We start from the raw sequence: 20,420 nt of genomic DNA on the forward strand, positions 1-20,420 counted from the left end.
TCAGGAAACAGCAGCAAATGAATTCAAAAACTCCTTTCGGTACTCCAAAGGAGTTTTTTTTACTCTTTCTCTGAAAAGGCGGTTGAAATTAGACAAGGTGGAAAATCCGGATTCCAGTGCTATTTCGCTGATATTCAAATCTGTTTCATGAAGAAGCTTGCAGGCATGGGATATTCGAACCTCGGTCAAAAAATCAGAAAATGACTTATTTACCCTTGATTTGAAATACCGACTAAAGGCAGAAACAGAAAGATTACTGATTCTGGCTGCCTCCTCCAGGCTGACTTTTTCCTGAAAATGCTGCATGACATAGGCATAGACCTTACCCATCCGATCTTTCTCAGATTCTTTATTGGTGTTAATATAGCCTGCATTGGCGATCAGCCTGCAATCCGGTGAATCCACCAACAGATCCAAAATCTTCAGAAAATGAATCAAAGAAGAAGTACCTTTCATCTGAAGCAATTCCTTCATCATTTTGGTGATTGTTTGGTTGGTGGCACCAAACACTTCAATTCCCCGCTCGGATTTTTTCAGCATTTGTGCAATACCCTCCATTTCTTCCATCTGGAAAACTGAATTATTGAGGAAGTTTTCTGGGAAATAAATAACAATCCCGTGGGTTTCCAGCTCCATATTAGCCTGATGATAGTCCTTGTCGTTTTTCCAAAGATGAGGCAGATTGGGTCCGGTAAGCACCATATCTCCTTCTTTAAAAGCCTTCATATCATCTCCAACGAAGCGGGTTCCCCTACCCTTCAACACTACAAATAGCTGGTATTCAGAATGAAAATGCCAGTTGACATCAAAAAAAGGAGCAATCAATTCCTGAATCACAAAGGCTTTTCCCTCAGGAATCCTTGTCTTTTTTACCGGGTTTTTCACTGTTTTAAATCATTTTTTTGAACTATATGATTTCAATTTGACAAAATAAAGTCAGAATTCAAGAAAAAACAGTGAGAATTCGTCATAGAAATTTTGGATTATTACCGTGTAAAACTGTAAGCCCAAAGTATGACCCGATTTAAATCATCCAATCTCACCTTTGCCTCCTTATTAATGGTGGTTCTGTTAGTTTTTTCCTGCGCGAAAAAAGAGAGTTTTCTCTCCATGACCGAACCCAGAAGGGTGGAAATTTTGGTGCTAGGCCATGAAAGCGAGCATCACAATTCCGAAAAGCTCATGCAGTACCTGGGGATTCCTTTATTCCAAAAAGGAATCAATTTAACCTACACCTCTGATCCCAAAGATCTCAACGAGGAAACACTTTATAATTACGATGGGCTGATGATCTATGCCAATCATGATGAAATCACAGCAGATCAGGAAAAGGCCCTCAAGGAATATGTCCAAAGCGGAAAAGCGCTAATTCCCATCCATAGTGCTTCCTGGTGTTTCCGCAATTCCGATTGGTATGTAAAAACCGTTGGTGGACAGTTTAAATCTCACGGTGAAGGCAACTTTACGGCAAGTATTGTCGATGCTTCGCATCCGATCATGAAGGGAATCGAAGAATTCGAAACTTGGGATGAAACCTATGTGCACTCCCAACTCAATCCTGATATGCATGTTTTAATGGAGCGGGTAGATGGAGATCATCGCGAACCCTACACTTGGACTTTGGAGGAAGGAAAGGGAAGAATTTTCTACACTGCCTATGGACACAATGAGGAAACATGGAAACAGCCCGAATTTCAGGAACTCGTAGCCAATGGCGTATTATGGGCTGTAGGAGATGAAGTTAACGCACTTTTGGCCGCCTACGAAATCCCTCAGCCTGAATTCCGGGATGCTGAAATCCCAAATTATGAGCGAAAGGATCCTGCACCCCGCTATCAGTTACCGCTTTCTCCTGAAGAAAGCATGAAGACTGTTCAGCTTCCAGTGGGATTTGAAATGACTCTATTTGCTTCGGAGCCCATGATTATCAATCCTATGTCCATGACTTGGGATGAAAGAGGACGGCTTTATGTGATAGAAACGGTCGATTACCCCAATGAAGTCCGAACAGAAGGAGGAAATGATAAAATCAAAATCCTCGAAGACACAGATGGAGATGGAAAAGCGGATAAAGTGACTGTTTTCGCAGAAAACCTGAACATCCCAACCTCTATCATGGCAGTGAATGGAGGAATTCTGATCTCCATGGCTCCTGATTTTGTCTTCCTGAAAGATACCGATGGAGATGATGTAGCCGATGTGAGCGAAGTCATCATGACGGGTTGGGGAAAAAGTGATACCCATGCCGGTCCTTCCAACTTGAAATATGGCTTTGACAATAAAATATGGGGTGTTTTAGGATACTCCGGCTTCAGGGGTACAGTGAGCGGAAAAGAGCATTCCTTTGGCCAAGGTGTTTATCGCTTTGAGCCTAATGGAGAAAACTTGGAATATTTGGGAAATACCTCCAATAATACTTGGGGTTTGGCCTTTACCGAGGACTTCGAAACCTTCATTTCTACCGCCAACGGGCAGCACAGCGTGTATTTTTCCATGGAAAATAAATACGTCAAGCGACCGGTCTTCCAAGGTTCAGCCAACACGGTGCATGGAATAGACAGCCACTATGATATGCCTCACCTCACTCCTTTCCTCCGTCAGGTAGACTGGCATGGTGGCTATACGGCTGCTGCAGGGCATAATTTCTACACCGCAAGAAGCTTCCCTGAGAAATTCTGGAATCGGATTGCCTTTGTAGCAGAGCCCACAGGACGAGTGCTTCATAATGCAATCATTGAATCAAATGGATCTGGGTATACTGAGAAAAACGGATTCAATATTTTGGCTAGTTCAGACGAGTGGTTCTCTCCTGTTCATGCTGAGGTTGGTCCAGATGGAGCCCTTTGGGTAGCCGATTGGTACAATTTCATCATTCAGCACAATCCCACTCCCCGTGGCTTCGAAAACGGAGCCGGAAATGCCTACATCAATCCACTACGGGATAGTCAACACGGAAGAATCTATCGAATCAGCTATAAAGGCGGTGAGGACTCCAAAACCTTTGATCTCAAGGATGCCCGTAAAGCTGAACTGATCGAGGCCCTGAAAAGTGAGAACATGTTCTGGAGATTGACAGCACAGCGGCTGATTGTGGAGCAGCAAAATACCGAAGTCCTTTCAGATTTGTATAAAATCATTGCCGATCAATCCGTGGACAAAATAGGCCTGAATGCTCCTGCAGTGAATGCCATTTGGACACTTCATGGACTTGGCCAATTGGATGGGAGCAACAAAGAGGCGAGTATGGTAGTAGAAAAAGCACTCCGTCATCCTTCCGCAGCAGTCAGAAAAAATGCTTTGCGAGTCTTGCCATCCAATCAGGAAAGTCTTCGTGCTATTTTGGGATCAGGAATTTTGGATGACCCGGATTTGCCTACCCGAAAGTTTGCCTTCTTGGCTCTTTCTGAAATGCCGTTCTCTGAGGATGCAGCAAAATCTCTCCTTCGATCGGCAGAAAAAATCGAAAACGGAAATGATCCTTTCTTACCTCAGGCTGTATTTGCAGCGGTACTCTCCCATCCTATCGAATTTGCCAAGCGGGATAATACTGCAGCTCTTCAGGCCTCAGGAGATACCGAACTCTCTCTGGCGGATCGAATCAGCCGCAGCTTGGTCGCCGAGCAATATCCCTTGGATTCAAGAAATTCCATCCTCTTTCCACCGGACATAGCTGGAAAAGAGATTGCAATACGAATGATCGTTTCCAAGGGCAATAATCCGATGGATGGAATTTTGGTGGCTTCTGGGAACAACACGAATGGATACAGTTTGTACATTTTTGAGGATGCTCTTCACTTTGCGGTGGCACAGGATGAAAAATTGACTCTCATCAGTACCAAAAAACCACTTCCTGAGGAGCAATTTATCATTAATGCCACCTTGGTGGAAGATGGAAGCATGAGTTTGAAAATCAACGGTGAAGAAGTCGGCAAGGCAAAAACAAAAGGTTTGTTCAAAGAGGAACTTTCTCCAAACAGAGTTCGTGTAGGCCAAAATGATTCTAGAAATCAAGTTGGAAAATATGTGGGAGGCTGGATGTTCTCTGGAAGAATAAGCAACAAATCCACCTTAGCCTTGAAAAAGCCCGGGGCCAATATAGATATGATGGATGGTTCGGCTTCAACAAGTACAGCTAATGGCACCTCACTAGTCAAACTTGCCGTAATTCCCCATGAAATGAAGTACGACAAAGCTTCCTTCAAAGTCAAAGCCGGTTCACAGGTGACCATAGATTTCGAAAATCCCGACTTCATGCAGCATAACTTGGTAATCGGTCAAAAAGGCGCCATGGATGCTATAGGAGATGCGGCTGATGCCCTCGCCCGTGATCCCAAAGGCGCCGAGCAGAATTATGTTCCCAAGATTCCACAAGTAATCGCAGCCACCCGTTTGGTTGATCCTGAAGGAAGAGAATCCCTCGTGTTTGTAGCCCCTACCGAACCCGGTGAATACCCGTTTGTCTGCACGGTACCCGGGCATTGGAGAATTATGAACGGGATAATGATCGTGGAATAAGGATGGCACTTAACGTTACCTTTGGTGTGAGTACCTGGCTTTGGACCTCACCATTTAACTCTGATACTGTTTCTCTTTTTGAGAAAATCAAATCATTCGGCTACCATGCAGTAGAAATACCCGTTGAGGACCCCGAATTGATTGACATAGACCGGGTCAAGAAAGCACTCGCAGAAAACGCTCTCAAACCTATCATCTGCGGGGCTTTCGGACCTACCCGGGATTTGACCCATTCCGATCCCAAATTTCATCAGACTTGCTTTGATTATCTGGACGCCTGCTTTCAAATCGCAGCTGAATTAGGTGCAGGATTTGTGGCTGGTCCAATGTACTCCGCCGTGGGAAAAGCGCGCTTGGTCTCTCCGGAGCAAAGAAAAGTGGAATGGAACCTTGCGGTGTCTAACCTTCAGAAGGTCTGTAAAAGAGCAGGAGAATTCGGTTTGGACATTGCATTAGAAACCCTAAACCGCTTCGAAACCGACCTGATAAATACAGCGGCTGAGCTCAAACAGTTGATTTCCGATATCAACGAACCTCAGGCAAAGGCGCTATTGGATGGATTCCATTTGAGTATTGAAGAACCTAGTATTGAGAATGCGATTGAGGCGGTCGGAGATAAATTGATCCATGTGCAGGTCTCTGAAAACTATAGAGGAACTCCCGGGACTGGACAAACCAATTGGTCTGCCTGGAAGCGAGGGCTGGAAAAAATCAATTACAAAGGGGCAATTTCCATCGAGAGCTTTACCCCAAATGTGAAGGAATTAGCTGGTGCAGTCTGTATTTGGAAGCCCTTGGTACCCTCTCAGGATGGCTTCGCCAAAGAAGGTCTTGAATTCCTCAAAAAATGGGCAGCTGAATAAGTGTGAAGACAGAAGACGGTAGACCGAAGAAGGGGTCTAGTCATAGAAAAGTTATTTACTAACAATCTAATCATAAACTATATAAAAAGAATGGATATCAATTTAGGCTTTTTTAGAATTCAAAACGGTTTTGACATGAGAGCAAAACCTTCGGTCTTCGGTCTACGGTCTTCCATCTTTATTTTATAAAACCCAAAACATTACATACTCATGAGCAAAAAACCAATCAACATCGCCATCATAGGCTTGGGCTTTGGTGCCGAATTTATTCCGATCTACCAAAAGCATCCGCTTGCCAATATGTATGCGGTCTGCCAAAGAAATAAAGAAAAAGCGGAAGAAATCGGGAAGGCTTTTGGCATTGAAAAAGTCTACACGGACTACGATGAATTGCTTAAAGACCCCAACATTGATGCGGTCCATATAAACACACCCATTCAAAATCACGCAGAACAGTCCATCAAAGCCCTGAAAGCAGGCAAACACGTGGCCTGTACAGTTCCCATGGCTACCACTGTAGAAGAATGCCGTCAAATCGTAGAACTGTGTGAAAAAACCGGGCTGACGTATATGATGATGGAAACGGTAATTTACAGCCGTGAATTTCTTTTCGTGAAGGAGATGTATGAAAAAGGGGAATTGGGTAAAATCCAGTTTCTTCGAGCCTCCCACCAACAGGAAATGGCTGGCTGGCCGGGCTATTGGGAGGGACTACCTCCTATGCACTACGCCACCCACTGTGTTGGGCCCGTTTTGGCTTTGCCCAAAGGACAGGCTGAATATGTATCCTGTTTGGGTTCGGGCAGAATCGACGAAAACCTGATTCCGAAGTACGGTTCCCCTTTTGCGATTGAAACTTGCCACATCAAACTGAAGGATTCTGATTTGGCAGCAGAAGTGACCCGATCACTGTTCAATACGGCTAGACAGTACCGGGAAAGCTTTGACGTGTACGGTTCCAAAAAGTCCTTCGAGTGGACACTGATCGAGCATGAGGATTCGGTCATTCATTCTGGTGAAGAACCCTCAAGAGTAAAGATTCCAGATTATGCACATCTGCTGCCTGATGAAATCGCCCCATTCACGACCCAGGGGGTCTATGATTCCGATGATAATCAGCATTTGTCTTTTATCCAAGGATCAGGCCATGGAGGTTCCCACCCTCATTTGGTGCATGAGTTTTTAACCGCTTTGGCAGAAGGCAGAGCCCCTTACCCAGATGCCCGACAGTCGGCCAACATTACTTGTGTGGGCATCTTGGCCCACGAGTCTGCGATGGAAGGCGGAAAAATCAAATATCTGCCCGATTTTACCCTTAGCAAAGCTTAAAGCAAAAGGCCTGGACAATTCCAGGCCTTTTTTGTCTTGTTTTTAAGTTTGATGTCTTGCGTTTTTTCCTGTTGCTAAAGGTCTGCCTTATTACTTTACCCTTTTGGCCTCAGTCACAAACATATCCATTAGAGAACCGCTTGCACTGTCGTCATCCACTTTTTTAATGCTGAGGTAGACGTCGTAACCGGTGATATTGAAGTAAGCGGTAAGTACATCATCGGCAATAGAGACGGAGGACATTTCCTTTTCTGTTCCGGAAGCATCTTCTACGAAATAGCCCATCGTTTTTCCGTCTACAGTTTCAAATCGCATGGGAATGGTCGCAGTACCCTGTGGGGTATCGTAAACGGTCACTGCCCACTTGCCTTCGAAATATTCGGGACTTGGTTGGGTAAAACTGGAAAGAGAAAGAGTGGCCGATAGGGCTATAAGCAGTCCAAAGGCCAGAGTAAATAATTTTTTCATTTGGATAAAGGGTTAAAATTAGCTTTGGAATTTAAAGAATATTTGGACTTACAAAAAGATCGAGAAAAGGAAATAAGGGATTTTAACAGTTTTTTGAAATATTCTTGGGTACACCATATGGTTTAATCCCTTATGGTTCAATTCTCCTGTTTTTTTTTGAATAATTGAAAAATTTGAAAATTGGAAAATTGATAGTAGCCAGGTGGGAAAGTTTGACCATCTGGTTCAAGTCTCCTGACTTACCCCCATCTTTCCTAAACTGGTCCAAGTATCATGACTTAAATCAATCAATTGCCCTTTTTCTAATGAAACAAGGCAGTCTGAAGACTGCAAGAAGGAGAAGTCCAAGCCTGCCTTTGTCGTCAGACAGGTTTGAAAACTTGAACTAGCGCGTGGGATGGTTCAAGTTTCCTTACCTGAACCAAGGTACCTTTATGGACAATTTGTGAGCAGACAAAAAAAGACACTTAGAAAATACATCCTAAGTGCCTGATAATCAAAGAGCCCCTTGCCGGGATCGAACCAGCGACCTACTGATTACAAGTCAGTTGCTCTACCAGCTGAGCTAAAGAGGCGTTCCTTATAGGTGGTGCAAATATAGACTTACTCCCTTTTACTGCAAACCCAAAATCGGATAAATTTCATAAAAACAGCTATCTCTCAGATTTTGAGCGGGAAAAATTTAAAATTCCCGCAAGATGGAAAGCTTCTTCTTCAGCTTTTCAATCTCTTCTTCTGCTTTTTGGATTTTTCCGTCAAACTGATCCTTCAACTTATCGGCTGTCTTAGATGAAGCAAAGAACTCGAGGTTGTTTTTCCAAAGCGAAATGTTGTTTTCCAAGTCGGCGATTTGCTTTCTGATGCCATGCTCTTTTTTGTTGAGCGTTTTGATCGCATTAGGATCGCTTTGAATCTTATTCAAATTCAATCGGAACAGGAAGTCCTCTCTTCCCTCCTCTGTAGAATCCAATTGATCCAAATAGAAATCAATGACTTCTTTGAATTGATTTTGAATCTCCTTGATATTTTTTCTTGGGACAAACCCTATTTCATTGAAAGCTTCCACAAATTGGGTCAATTCTTCCTCCGACTTGGACTCCTGATTTGCTGCTTCCTTGATCTTTTGGATCAACTCCTGCTTTTCTTTTAGATTTTTATCGAATTCGGAATTGGCTTGCTTATTGGAATTTCTTCTGTTTTCGAAGAAAGTATCGCACGCATTTTTGAATCGCTTGTATAAAGAATCCCTGTGTTTCTCCGGAGTTGGACCCAATTTCTTCCATTCCTGCTGCAATTGGATCAATTGATTTGCAGTTGACTGCCAATCCGTGTTATCCTTCAGTTCTTCAGCCTTTGCAATCAGTTCCTCTGCCTTTTGTTGATTGGTAGCTCTGACCTCATCCAAATGCTTGAAGAAGGCATTTTTATTATGGAAAAACTGCTTAAAAAGAGACCAGAAGTTTTTGTTTATTTCCCGGCCTGTTTCTCTTGGAACGGGACCGATTTTCTCCCACGCTTTTTGAATATCGAGGATCTCTTTGGTCTTGGAATTCCACTCTTTGATTCTTTCACCGCTAAATGAAGCAAACTCAGTCAATTGAACTATCAATTGCTCTTTGGCAGTCTGATTAACCTTAAATTCTTCTTTTTGACCTTCGAAATAGACCTTTCGCTTGTCGTATATAGCGTCTGAGGCAGCTTTGAATCTTTGCCATAGGGCCTCTTGCTCCTCTCTGGGTACCGGACCTATATGCTTAAATTCTTCATGAAGCTCATTCAGCTGCTTAATTGCATCCTTCAATTCTTTCACCTCGACGAGTGCCTCTGCTTTTTCACATAGCTCAAGCTTGCTTTCGAGATTTTTCTTTCGGTCCAGTTCTTTTAGCTCAAAATAGATGCTTCTATTGTCATAGAACCGATCCATCAAGGCATTGTAGCTTGCCCATAAGCTGCGGTTTTGGGAAGTAGGTACAGGTCCGATTGCTTTCCATTCTTCCTGGATAGATTTGATTACATTCATGGAAAGGGTAGTTTCCTCTCCATCTACCAATTCTCTCAGTCTATCCAAAATCTGATTTTTCGCCTCGAGGTTCTTCTCCTTTTGCCGCTCCGTTTCTTTTCTTAATGAATTGAGCTGATATCTAAAGTCATTGAAAATTTTGTGAAACTCTCTCTCTTCTTCGTGCTGTCTGAATTCAAAATCGTCTTCTGCTCCCCCCTCTTCCTTAAATTTGGCTAAGGCGACGTCCTTTTCTTTGTGGACGATTTCTTCAAAAGTATCTTTGATTTCATGGGCCAGCTTATCCAGCTTTAGGATATTTCCTCCATGAAGCTTGTCTTTAAGTAGTTTTAAAAGTTGGATTTTAGTGAGTGAGGACAAATCTGCGTGGTCATCATGCTCTTCCTCTTCCTCGTTTTCTGCCTCTTCTGACGAATCAGCGGATGAAATCACAGCACCATTCTCCTCGCTAAGTCCAGAAACCTCAACTTGGGCTTCAATTTCAGCAGGAGTCTCCTCCAGAGCGGGAGCTTCAACCATGATTTTCGGCTCATTTATCTGCTCCTCTTCCTCAGTTTCTGAAGGATCTACTTCTTCAGCCGTGGGTGCAGCTTCTGTTTCGGTGATAGCTTCTTCTGTTTCATTTTTAGCCCCATCGGGTTCCAAATCCAAAGATTCAGAGTTAACCTCATTTTCAGGGTTTTCATTCAGCTTTTCTTTACCAGGCACTTCTTCAGCGGAAGCTTTGGTCACCTTGTCCTTATCGGACAAATCGTTACTTCTATCAGTCATAAACTCACTATAATTTCAAGGCAATATGGGCAAAAGTAGGGATTTTGCCTAATTTAATCTTGGGTCCAGGGGATAATTTGCAATAACCTTAAACTCCCCTCCCATGTTTTTCAAAAGGCCCTTCCATAACTCTTCCGGGGTATTTTGAAGTGTTTTTGGGGAAATTTTATCTCGATAAACGATCCAGGTGTTAGCTGAAAGCTCCTCACTGAGTTGACCCGCGGCCCATCCGCTGTATCCGATAAAAAACATGACATCGTGAGTTTGGAATTTTCCAATTTTGAAGTTTTCGACCAAGGTGTCAAAATCACCTCCCCACCAAATTTCATTTCCTATGGAAATACTTCCTTCCAAAACCTTTTCTCCAAAATAAATGAAATGAAGCGTGTTCTGCTCGACAGGCCCTCCTACAAACACTTCATTATCCAAGAAAGCCAATTCCTCTACCAGGTCTCCCAAATGCAATATAGAGGGCTTATTCAAGACCAAACCAAAGCTTCCCTCCTCGTTGTGATCGCATAGTAAAACCACCGATCGGATGAAGTTTTCATCCTGAAGGAAAGGCTCAGAAATGAGCAAGTTTCCGGCTATGGGCTCTTTTATAGGTTTATCAGCCATTGATCTTCTATCACTTTAAAGGAAAAATATAGATCATAATTTTAATAATCCAATGGCAGGTGTACTTTTAACATGAAAATTATTCCAATTCCTCTGTTCTCATGAAAATTTCAGATATACGAAAAGAATATACACTCAAATCTCTGGATATCAGTGATGTAAGCAATGACCCCTTTAGACAATTTACCGTTTGGTTTGATGAAGCGGTGGATTCCGAAGCCTTGGAAGTCAATGCAATGTGCCTTTCAACCCTGGGATTGGACGGGTATCCTTCCGGTAGAATAGTATTGCTCAAGGGAGTAGACGAGGGTTTTATCTTTTATACCAATTATGCCAGTGACAAAGGAAAGGAAATCGAGCAATTGCCCAAGGCTTCTTTGACCTTCTTCTGGGCCGAATTGGAGCGTCAAGTGAGAATCGTAGGGGATTTGGAGAAAATATCGGAATCTGAATCCGATTCCTATTTCTTTTCCAGACCAATCGGATCCCAAATCGGGGCCTGGACCTCTCCTCAAAGCCAAAGGATAGAAAGCAGGGAAGTGCTTGCAGAAAGAAATAAATGGTTGGAAGACCGTTTTTCCAAAGAGCCCCTGATCAGACCGCCGCATTGGGGTGGGTATAGATTGAGACCCAAACGGTTTGAGTTTTGGCAGGGAAGATCAAATCGACTCCATGACAGAATCGGCTATGAATTGAACCATAGTGGAACTTGGAAAACCTTCCGTTTGGCTCCTTGAAGTTATTTTAGGTCAAAAAGATCTTTGACCCCAATGAAGCGCTCAATGGTAAACCCTTCTCCGTATTTGGTATGAATCCGGTGTCCCATCTCCCTAGACCTGGATTCAATGAAGGGCAAGAAATCGGGCGAAGAGATAAAACTGGCAGGTTCTTTACTTTCGGGGTCAAAAAACTGAGACTTAAATGCCATTATGCTGGCCACCTTAGTGTCCCAATGCTCAGTAATATCAACAATGAAATCCGGGTTGATGTAGTTGTTTTGGATGTAGTGGTAGACAAATTTGGGTCTCCATGGATCTTGGGATTTTCCATCAAGCTGAGTTTCTATCTTCCTTAGACCACTCATAAAACACGCATTGGACGCAAGAGAAGCTCCTTTGCCATGATCGGGATGTCTGTCGGTGATGGCATTTGCCAATACAATTTCCGGCTGATACTTTCGGATTACCTGAATCAATTTCAACTGATGCGATTCATCATCTTTGAAAAAAATATCTTTGAAGCCCATATTCTCCCGGGCAGCAAGTCCAAGAATTCTAGATGCTTCAGCTGATTCCTTTAGTCTGATTTCAGGAGTTCCTCGGGTTCCCATTTCACCTTGGGTGAGATCCACAATTCCTACTTTGTAGCCTTTGGACACATGTGCAGCTATGGTGCCTGAGCAGCCCAATTCTGCATCGTCTGGATGGGCTGCTATCACCAGTATATCAAGTTTCATACACTACCTTTATTTGACTCTTAAATTCTGACCTATTCTCAAAATGGTCCTGGTGGAAATGCCATTGAGGCGGGTAATCTGATTGATGGGAACTCCATATCGTCGGGCGATACTTCCCAAAGTGTCGCCTCTTTTGACCCGATGATAAGCCGCCTCTCTGGCCTTGGCAACATGGCCAAAAAGCTCCTTGGAAACAATCAGATCCTGTTTGGTCAATTCTTTTTTCTCGAAATCATAGACCAGTTCAGGGTCAAACGGGAGTCCTCTGTATCTGAGTTCGTAATGCAAATGGGCACCTGTACTTCTACCGGTACTTCCACCTCTACCCAGAATATCACCGGCTTTGACTTCATCCCCTACTTGGGCAATGTGCTTTGAAAGATGACCATAGACAGTTTCCAGTCCGTTTTTATGACGCACCACATAAAAATACCCGTATCCGTAGCGATCATACGACCTGACACGGACAATGCCATCAAATCCGGAAAAAACCAAATCTCCCGTACTCAAGTCTAAATCTGTCCCATAGTGCATTCGTCCCCATCGAGGTCCAAACCTTGAATTTACGCCGATTGGATCCAGATCCACGGGCATTTGCCAGTTCATCCCAAATCGAGGGTCATAGAGCCTCAGGGAAAGACTGTCCTGGAAATTTCGGATATCCAAATTGTATATATCCACTTTTTTACTGTCCCAGTTGGAGTAATATTCAAATGCGGTGACCCAAATACTGTCAATTTGAACTTGCTCAGAAATTTGGATCAATTGATTGGTTGGAGCCCACATGAAGCCCAATGGGTCTTCACTGATGATGGATTGCATCCGGGCAAGATTCACTTCCGTTTGAAAAAGAATGGAATCGGTTTGGGTGGAAAGGGTACGGAGGTACGCCTTCTGATCAAACTGACGGAGCTCAATATTTCTCCGCTCAGTAGGTATTTCTGTCTGACTATTTTTCTTGATAATCTTAGGAAAAACTTGAGCATTGGCTTCAAAGAAACCAATGCTCAAGAAAAAGACTAAAACTATCTGTAAATACTTTTTCCTCATTTATTCATTTAAGAATTATTCTTGTTCGGCGAGGAAGCGCTCTGCATCCAAGGCTGCCATACATCCTGTGCCCGCCGCTGTGACGGCCTGCCTGTATACATTGTCCTGCGCATCTCCACAAGCGAAAACTCCTTCCACATTGGTACGGGTAGTGCCCGGTATCGTTTTGATATAGCCGGAAGTATCCATGTGGATGTAATCTTTGAAGATGGCGGTGTTTGGTTCGTGACCAATAGCAACAAAGAAGCCAGAAATTGCAATTTCTCTTTTTTCTCCAGACAAATTGTTGACAACCCGTACTCCTGTGACTTCCTCTGTCCCCAGAATTTCTTCAGTTTCCGAATTCCAAAGAATTTCGATTTTCGGGTTGTTCTTTACCCGCTTCTGCATGATTTGAGAAGCACGCATTTCGTCTCGTCTTACAATCATGTAGACTTTGGAGCAGATATTTGCCAGATAGGATGCCTCTTCACAGGCAGTATCTCCAGCCCCGACAATTGCCACCTCTTGACCTCGGAAGAAAAATCCATCACAAACGGCACATGCAGAGACCCCTTTTCCATTTAGGCGGGTTTCACTTTCCAATCCCAGCCACTTCGCAGATGCACCTGTGGAGATGATTACTGTCTCTGCGCTGATTTGAACCTGATCATCCACGGTGACAAGGTGCGGCCTTTTGGAGAAATCTACAGCAGTCACCAGGCCATATCTTACCTGGGTGCCAAAACGCTCCGCTTGTTTTCTGAAATCCTCCATCATTTCAGGCCCCATGATTCCATCGGGATAGCCTGGATAATTTTCCACATCAGTGGTGATGGTCAACTGACCACCTGGCTGTCCTCCGGTGTAGAGAACGGGATTCATTCCAGCCCTTGCAGCATAAATAGCTGCTGTATATCCGGCCGGGCCTGAGCCGATAATCAATACTTTTACTTTTTCAACTTCTGGATTCATCAATCGCTGCTGTTAAAACGGTTCAAATTTTGTCAATTGGGAAATTGAAACAAAAATCGGGAAGGTTAAAATTCCTTAAGGTATGTTTGGTTACAAAATTTCCGGCAATTTTTTCCCGGACAGATAATAAAAAAGGGGCTTTACAACCCCTTTTCAATTTATTATCCCAAGTAGGGCTTCAAGGTTTTACTTCTTGAGGTGTGCCTTAGTCTTCGGATAGCTTTTTCTTTGATTTGTCTTACACGCTCACGGGTGAGGTTGAACTTCTCTCCGATTTCTTCCAGAGTCATGGCGTGTTCTCCGTTCAAACCGAAATAGAGGGTGATCACGTCTGCTTCTCTTTGGGTAAGTGTAGAAAGAGCACGCTGAACCTCTTTACGAAGAGAGTCAGTCATCAAGCCGTCATCAGGCTTCTCGTCTCCATCATTTTCCAATACGTCCAAAAGACTGTTTTCTTCACCCTGAACAAACGGAGCATCCATGGAAACGTGTCTTCCAGAAATCTTCATGGTATCCACGACTTCTGAAGCAGTCACTTCCAATACTTCGGCTAGTTCTTCGGGAGAAGGCTCACGCTCAAACTTTTGCTCCAACTCACTGAAAGTTTTTGAAATCTTGTTCAAAGATCCTACCCTGTTGAGTGGAAGCCGAACGATTCGGGACTGTTCTGCCAAAGCTTGAAGAATGGACTGTCTGATCCACCAAACAGCGTAGGAAATAAATTTAAAGCCTCTAGTTTCATCAAATCGCTGGGCAGCCTTGATCAAACCCAAGTTCCCTTCGTTGATCAAATCACCCAAGGAAAGACCTTGATTTTGGTATTGCTTAGCCACAGACACCACAAAACGCAAATTGGCTTTGGTCAGCTTCTCAAGGGCCAATTGATCGCCCTCTTTGATTCGCTTGGCCAAAACTACCTCTTCATCAGCTGTCAACAGATCTACTTTACCAATTTCCTGGAGATACTTATCCAGGGATTGGGACTCTCTGTTGGTAATCTGCTTGCTAATTTTTAGCTGCCTCATTCAGTCGTTATGTTTGAGAAATTAATGTTTATAGTTTTTAAGATTTTCCCGCGATGCATTATTCTTTGACGGCAGGTTTCTCTGGTTTTGGAAGCAATGCTTTACGGGAAAGTTTGAATTTACCGGTTTTTTTGTCAACATCGATCAATTTCACCATGATCTCCTCTCCCGGTTCAAGAACTCCGTCCATGCTTTCCAATCTCTCCCATTTGATCTCGGATATATGGAGTAAACCATCTTTACCTGGCATAAATTCCACAAATGCACCAAAAGGCTGAATATTCTTCACCTTTCCTGTGTAAGTCTCGCCGATTTCAGGCTGTGCAACGATCGCTTTTACCCGACGGATAGCCGCGTCCATATTGGCTTGATTGGCAGAGAAAATATTGATCTTACCCTGATTGTCGATCTCTTCGATCACAATGGTAGTAGCTGTATCTTTTTGAATCTCCTGAATCACCTTTCCTCCAGGGCCAATCACTGCACCAATCAGTTCCTTAGGAATCCACATCATGAATGATCTTGGAGTATGCGGCTTGAGATCAGGTTTAGGAGCTGCAAGAGTATTGCTGATTTCCTTCAAAATATGAAGTCTGCCTTCCTTGGCTTGATACAAAGCTTCTTTGAGAACTGAATAGTCCAGACCTTCTACCTTTAAGTCCATCTGACATGCAGTGATTCCTTGTTCGGTACCAGTCACTTTGAAGTCCATATCGCCTAGGTGATCTTCATCTCCCAAAATGTCAGAAAGAATGGAATATTTGCCTGTTTTGGCATCGGAAATCATTCCCATGGCAATTCCTGTAACCGGGGCTTTGATTTGAACTCCTGCATCCATCAATGCCAAAGAACCGGCACAAACAGTTGCCATAGATGAGGACCCGTTGGACTCCAAAATATCAGATACTACACGGATGGTATAGGGGTTTTCGTTTTCGGAAGGCAAAACCTTCTTCAAGGCTCTCATCGCCAAGTTGCCGTGCCCCACTTCCCTCCTGCCAGGACCTCTGTTAGGCTTTACTTCTCCCGTGGAGAAGCCTGGAAAGTTGTAATGCAGGAAGAATTTGTTGTAGCCAGAGATCACTGCACCGTCAATCATCTGCTCGTCCATCTTAGTTCCCAAGGTACAGGTAGTGATGGATTGCGTTTCACCTCTGGTAAATATTGCAGAGCCATGAGCAGAAGGAAGGTAGTCCACTACCGACCAGATTGGTCTGATTTCATCGAGCTTTCTTCCATCCAGACGCTTTTTCTCGTTGAGGGTCAGATTTCTTGCTGCTTCTTTGTGGATTTTATGGAAATATGGGCCAATCAAACTAGCTTCAAACCCATGCTCTTCTCCCAAGCTCTCCACAAATTCTTCTTTGATTGCCTTCACCAATTCCGAACGCTCGGATTTATTGGCGATCTGTTTGCTAACGGCAGCATATAATTTATCATACAATTCTGCCTTCATCTTATCGTAAAGGGCAGAATCAGATTTTTCATGGTTGTACTCGCGCTTTTTCTCTTTGCCTACCAACTTGGTCAATTCGATTTGAGCTTGGCAATGCCGCTTGATCTCTTCGTGGGCATATTGCAAGGCTTCGACCATTTCATCTTCAGAAATTTCATTGGCCTCCCCTTCTACCATCAGAATGTATTCCAATGAGCCAGCGACGATAAATTCAAGAGAAGCTTTTTCCAAGTCAACAGGACTTGGGTTGATGATCAATTTCCCATCAATTTTGGCCACTCGGACTTCTGAGATGGGGCCATTGAATGGGATGTTAGAAACTGCCAATGCAGCAGAAGCTGCCAAGCCAGCCAAGGCATCCGGCAATACATTTTCGTCAAAAGACATCAAGGTAATCGCCACTTGGGTATCTGCATGGTAATCATCAGGAAAAATAGGACGAATGGCTCGGTCCACCAGACGGCTGATCAAAATTTCATAATCAGAAAGTCTTCCTTCTCTTTTTAGAAAACCACCAGGAATCTTTCCTGAAGCGGCAAATTTTTCTTGATAGTCAACAGACAAAGGCAAAAAGTCTACACCTTCACCTGCCTCGGTTTTTGAAACTACAGTGGCCAAAAGCATTGCTTTTCCCATCCTCACTACAACAGAACCGTCCGCCTGCTTGGCCAATGCGCCGGTTTCAATGATAATTTCTCTGCCATCTTCCAAAGTGATGGACTTGGTGATCAAATTTGGTAACATAAATTATGGTTGATATTTTTTCTTTCGTCTTAAAAGTGAAGGCATCCAGCTTAAAAAGAAAAAAGTAAGGTTCTCGAACTAGGAGAACCTTACTAAAAGGATTATTTTCTGATTCCGAGCTCGGCGATGATCGCTCTGTATCGCTCGATTTCTTTCTTATGGAGGTAATCCAACAAACTTCTTCTTTTACCTACCAGCTTCAACAAACCCAGTCTTGAGGAGTGATCCTTCTTGTTTGACTTCAAATGCTCAGTCAAATGCTGGATTCTGTGTGTGAAGAGGGCAATCTGAGATTCAGGAGATCCTGTGTCTGTAGCAGATTTTAACCGTCCATGATTCTTAAACAACTCTTGTTTTTTCTCTGATGTTAAATACATGTTTAGCTAAATTAAATAAAACAGCTACAAAGGTAGAGTTTATAATCCAATTTTAAAAGAGAGAGCGCTTTTTCATTTTTTAAATAGGCCTTTGAATTTTTTCAGGAACCCTGAATAAAAATCTGACTCAAATAGTCTCGCATCTTTTTTAGCCTGTCTTAAAAAGAACAGTCCAAATGGAATCAAGCAAAGGTTGGAGAAAAATGTTCCGAAAAGCGGATCTGCCAGTCCTTCTTTTGCCCATTTTTCCCCGGTGATAGTTAGGATGTAATAGAGAATGAAGAAAGTGATGGAGATTAGTACCGGCATCCCCAAGCCGCCTTTTTTAATAATAGCTCCTAAAGGTGCCCCGATCAAAAACATCATAAAGCAAGCAATGGCCTGAGTATATTTTTGGTACCAAGCTATTTCAAATCTTCTGAATTCCCGCTCGTGACCGTCGATTTGGGTCGCTTTGACATTAAATGTATTTTTCAGATTCCGGGAATTATTGAGCGCCATGGTAATAGCATTGGAGAAATACCCCTTTTTATACATCATGGAATCGATCAGGTTCTTCTCTTCCTCTGTGAGAGGTGAAGTTCGGACCGGCTTTTTCTTGATCTCCCCTACTCCGGCTGTATCCACAGAAGTAATGACGGGCTGTCTCCTTAACCGCTCTCCTTTGTTTGGACCTAGTGGAGTACCTCTTTTGTTGAGCAGGGCTGAATCTATTTCTGGAGTGGATGAAATCGTAGATTCCAGGGTTATTTTTTTACTTTCACGAATGGGATTTGTACCAGAAACTGAATCATTTAAATTAACTTCTACCTTTGAGGAGTCCAGGGCTTCTTTTTCCCTTTGAAGCAGAATTTTTTGTTTCCTAAGGGTATCGTCTTTTGCCTTTCTTTCCATAATCTCCTGATTGGGCTGAAATTGCCTGTTTTTGGTGAAAAAAGGATAGATGCTTTCGGCAGTTTTGAAATTCTGAAATTTCAAATCATTGACTAAAGAATAAATGGAGTCCAAGCCCGATTTAATTTCGGGGATGTTCTTAATGGCACGATTGGTGGACCAAAGGTCTTCAGGAGTTCGGCTTAACTGAAAAGCAGAGAGATCGAAAATCATCACGTTTTCTGAAAACTTGGTTCTGGAAAACTCCACAGGTGGCTCAGCAATACCTCTAGTAGACCGAGCCTCTTTGTAATTTTGCCCATTAAAGAGGGTCAGCTTCATGTAGGCATCATTCATGAAGGTTTCCATTCTTCCCGAATCGGCAAGGGTAACACTCAAATTGCCTAAACCCTCCGCATGATTGTAAATAATTATATCCCGCAGTCGGACATCGTCCAACTTTTCGTTCACCTTGATGCTGTAATTGGGAATACCTGCATAGAAAACCCCTTCTTTTATATCCAAAGCCGGAGATTTGGTTCGGATATCATAAAGCAAGCTGAAGGTCTTCAGGTTCACTTTTGGCACAAGAAAATTATTGGAAAGATACGCTGCCACGGTCAGGACCACGGTAAAAATTCCTATGGGTCTCAAGGCTCTGACCAGGGAAATCCCGCTGCTCTTAATAGCGGTCAGCTCAAAATGCTCACCCAAATTCCCAAAAGTCATCAGGCTGGAAAGCAAAACGGCCAATGGCAGCGCCATGGGAGAAATACTGATCACGAAATACCCGATCAATTCAGCATAAATGGCAAAGCCTAAGCCTTTCCCAAAAATTTCGTCAAAATACTTAAGCATGTTGACAATCAATAGAATGAAGTCAACCACGAGAAAAGTGAGTAGAAATGGCCCGATAAACGACCCAAGGATAAGTTTATCTAATTTTTTCATGAAAGGAAATCCTTCCCGTTGCCTACGCACTTACGGGTTTGGAAGTTCAAAAATGGGGATTAGAAATCAAATTACCCACCGATAATTTCTTTCAGTTTGTAAATCAGGCCTTCCCAAATTGCTTCGAGCTCATCCTCCTCGTACTCGTTGGAGTAATCAATCACCTTGAGAAAAAGAGATTGGGTTAGCTCGTTTTCTTCCAATTTGAACTCAATGTAGGAATGATCCCTTTCTTCAGGATTTTCAGGATCAAAAAAATCAAATTTTACATGAGCATTAGAGCGCAGGGACGCCAATCTGGCATAATGATCTTCATTGTCAAAATTGAAGATGTAGTTTTTATCCTCATTGATTCGGACATTATCAGCAAACCACTCCTCTAACCCGCTTGCCGTACTCAAATATTGGAAAACAATCTTCTTGGACGCATTTATTTGATAATCAGCAATAAATTTATTTTTCACCATAATTAATTCGGTTTAGGGAGGTTTTTTCCCACATTTTCTTTTTTCTCAACTTGGATTTCAAAGTACAAGAACTCATATTTGCATTCCCATTCGAAAAGGGAGGGTTGATTTGGAAAATAAACGATTTTCCCATCCCAATATTGAGTAGTGATTGTGACTTAATATAAGTATTAATTCCAACTTTCAATACCCTAAATAAATTATTAAAAAAATCTGGCGATGTAGTCCCCATAGCTTTCGTAGATTGGTTAGAGCGCAGGATTCATATCCGCTACGCCCTGGCGCACAGGCGCGGCGGACAAGGGTTCAACTCCCTAGTACTTGAAATATTGAAAAAAGAAATTTGGCGAGGTAGCTCAGTTGGTTAGAGCGCAGGATTCATAACCCTGAGGTCACGGGTTCAACTCCCGTCCTCGCTACAAGGGCTTTCGGAAACGAAAGCCTTTTTTATTTTTAATTATGGATGATTTCGTGGTTTATATC

Annotated in this window: 16 protein-coding genes and 2 tRNA genes; 5 read left to right on the forward strand and 13 right to left on the reverse strand. The window is 43.0% G+C overall.

Going from position 1 to position 20,420, the window contains the following annotated elements; all coding sequences use genetic code 11:
* Entirely contained in the window at positions 1-885 is an 885-nt protein-coding gene (locus tag AAA943_RS06380) for an AraC family transcriptional regulator (protein ID WP_338223401.1), read from the reverse strand.
* Positions 886-1,014: 129 nt separating this feature from the next.
* Here AAA943_RS06380 and AAA943_RS06385 point away from each other — a divergent pair, with 129 nt between their 5' ends.
* From AAA943_RS06385 to AAA943_RS06395, 3 genes are all read left to right on the forward strand, one after another.
* Positions 1,015-4,515, forward strand: coding sequence for a PVC-type heme-binding CxxCH protein (locus tag AAA943_RS06385; protein ID WP_338223402.1), 3,501 nt, complete (start codon positions 1,015-1,017; stop codon positions 4,513-4,515).
* Positions 4,516-4,517: 2 nt separating this feature from the next.
* Positions 4,518-5,378, forward strand: a complete 861-nt coding sequence (locus tag AAA943_RS06390; protein WP_338223403.1) for a sugar phosphate isomerase/epimerase family protein — start codon at positions 4,518-4,520, stop codon at positions 5,376-5,378.
* Positions 5,379-5,588: 210 nt separating this feature from the next.
* A complete protein-coding gene (locus AAA943_RS06395; protein ID WP_338223404.1) occupies positions 5,589-6,707 on the forward strand; it encodes a Gfo/Idh/MocA family protein in 1,119 nt (372 codons plus the stop codon).
* Between the two features lie 90 nt (positions 6,708-6,797).
* Here the strand turns inward: AAA943_RS06395 and AAA943_RS06400 are convergent, their stop codons facing one another.
* The 4 genes from AAA943_RS06400 to AAA943_RS06415 all read right to left on the reverse strand — a co-directional run bounded on the left by AAA943_RS06400 (position 6,798) and on the right by AAA943_RS06415 (position 10,584).
* Positions 6,798-7,175 carry a hypothetical protein gene (locus AAA943_RS06400; RefSeq protein WP_338223405.1) on the reverse strand — a complete coding sequence of 126 codons (378 nt, stop codon included), beginning with the start codon at positions 7,173-7,175 and terminating at the stop codon, positions 6,798-6,800.
* Between the two features lie 502 nt (positions 7,176-7,677).
* Positions 7,678-7,750 (reverse strand) — tRNA-Thr (locus tag AAA943_RS06405).
* A gap of 107 nt (positions 7,751-7,857) precedes the next feature.
* A complete protein-coding gene (locus AAA943_RS06410; RefSeq protein WP_338223406.1) occupies positions 7,858-9,966 on the reverse strand; it encodes a DUF349 domain-containing protein in 2,109 nt (702 codons plus the stop codon).
* A gap of 48 nt (positions 9,967-10,014) precedes the next feature.
* Positions 10,015-10,584 carry a YqgE/AlgH family protein gene (locus AAA943_RS06415; RefSeq protein ID WP_338223407.1) on the reverse strand — a complete coding sequence of 190 codons (570 nt, stop codon included), beginning with the start codon at positions 10,582-10,584 and terminating at the stop codon, positions 10,015-10,017.
* Positions 10,585-10,685: 101 nt separating this feature from the next.
* On the opposite strand from AAA943_RS06415, the gene pdxH reads away from it, so the two are divergent.
* The gene (gene pdxH, locus AAA943_RS06420; RefSeq protein WP_338223408.1) at positions 10,686-11,321 is read left to right on the forward strand and encodes a pyridoxamine 5'-phosphate oxidase; all 636 of its coding nucleotides are present in this window, start codon (positions 10,686-10,688) and stop codon (positions 11,319-11,321) included.
* A 2-nt stretch (positions 11,322-11,323) separates the two neighbouring features.
* On the opposite strand, the gene bshB1 is transcribed toward pdxH, so the two are convergent.
* From bshB1 to AAA943_RS06460, 8 genes are all read right to left on the reverse strand, one after another.
* Positions 11,324-12,040: a bacillithiol biosynthesis deacetylase BshB1 gene (gene bshB1, locus AAA943_RS06425; protein WP_338223409.1), complete on the reverse strand. Its 717-nt coding sequence runs from the start codon at positions 12,038-12,040 to the stop codon at positions 11,324-11,326.
* A 9-nt stretch (positions 12,041-12,049) separates the two neighbouring features.
* A complete protein-coding gene (locus tag AAA943_RS06430) occupies positions 12,050-13,090 on the reverse strand; it encodes a peptidoglycan DD-metalloendopeptidase family protein (RefSeq protein WP_338223410.1) in 1,041 nt (346 codons plus the stop codon).
* A 15-nt stretch (positions 13,091-13,105) separates the two neighbouring features.
* Positions 13,106-14,044 (reverse strand): thioredoxin-disulfide reductase, encoded by a 939-nt coding sequence (gene trxB / locus AAA943_RS06435; protein ID WP_338223411.1) that lies wholly within the window; start codon positions 14,042-14,044, stop codon positions 13,106-13,108.
* Positions 14,045-14,205: 161 nt separating this feature from the next.
* Positions 14,206-15,069: a sigma-70 family RNA polymerase sigma factor gene (locus tag AAA943_RS06440; RefSeq protein ID WP_338218629.1), complete on the reverse strand. Its 864-nt coding sequence runs from the start codon at positions 15,067-15,069 to the stop codon at positions 14,206-14,208.
* A gap of 58 nt (positions 15,070-15,127) precedes the next feature.
* Positions 15,128-17,269, reverse strand: coding sequence for a polyribonucleotide nucleotidyltransferase (gene pnp, locus AAA943_RS06445; RefSeq protein ID WP_338223412.1), 2,142 nt, complete (start codon positions 17,267-17,269; stop codon positions 15,128-15,130).
* A gap of 101 nt (positions 17,270-17,370) precedes the next feature.
* Positions 17,371-17,646 carry a 30S ribosomal protein S15 gene (rpsO, locus tag AAA943_RS06450; protein WP_338223413.1) on the reverse strand — a complete coding sequence of 92 codons (276 nt, stop codon included), beginning with the start codon at positions 17,644-17,646 and terminating at the stop codon, positions 17,371-17,373.
* A gap of 72 nt (positions 17,647-17,718) precedes the next feature.
* Positions 17,719-19,470, reverse strand: a complete 1,752-nt coding sequence (locus AAA943_RS06455) for an LptF/LptG family permease (RefSeq protein WP_338223414.1) — start codon at positions 19,468-19,470, stop codon at positions 17,719-17,721.
* A 71-nt stretch (positions 19,471-19,541) separates the two neighbouring features.
* On the reverse strand, positions 19,542-19,937 hold the full coding sequence (locus tag AAA943_RS06460; protein WP_338223415.1) for an START-like domain-containing protein: 396 nt from the start codon (positions 19,935-19,937) through the stop codon (positions 19,542-19,544).
* A gap of 345 nt (positions 19,938-20,282) precedes the next feature.
* On the opposite strand from AAA943_RS06460, the gene AAA943_RS06465 reads away from it, so the two are divergent.
* Positions 20,283-20,356, forward strand: a tRNA-Met gene (locus tag AAA943_RS06465).
* Positions 20,357-20,420: the final 64 nt, after the last annotated feature.

The organism is Algoriphagus confluentis (assembly GCF_036245625.1).
GTDB classification, from domain to species: Bacteria; Bacteroidota; Bacteroidia; order Cytophagales; family Cyclobacteriaceae; genus Algoriphagus; species Algoriphagus confluentis.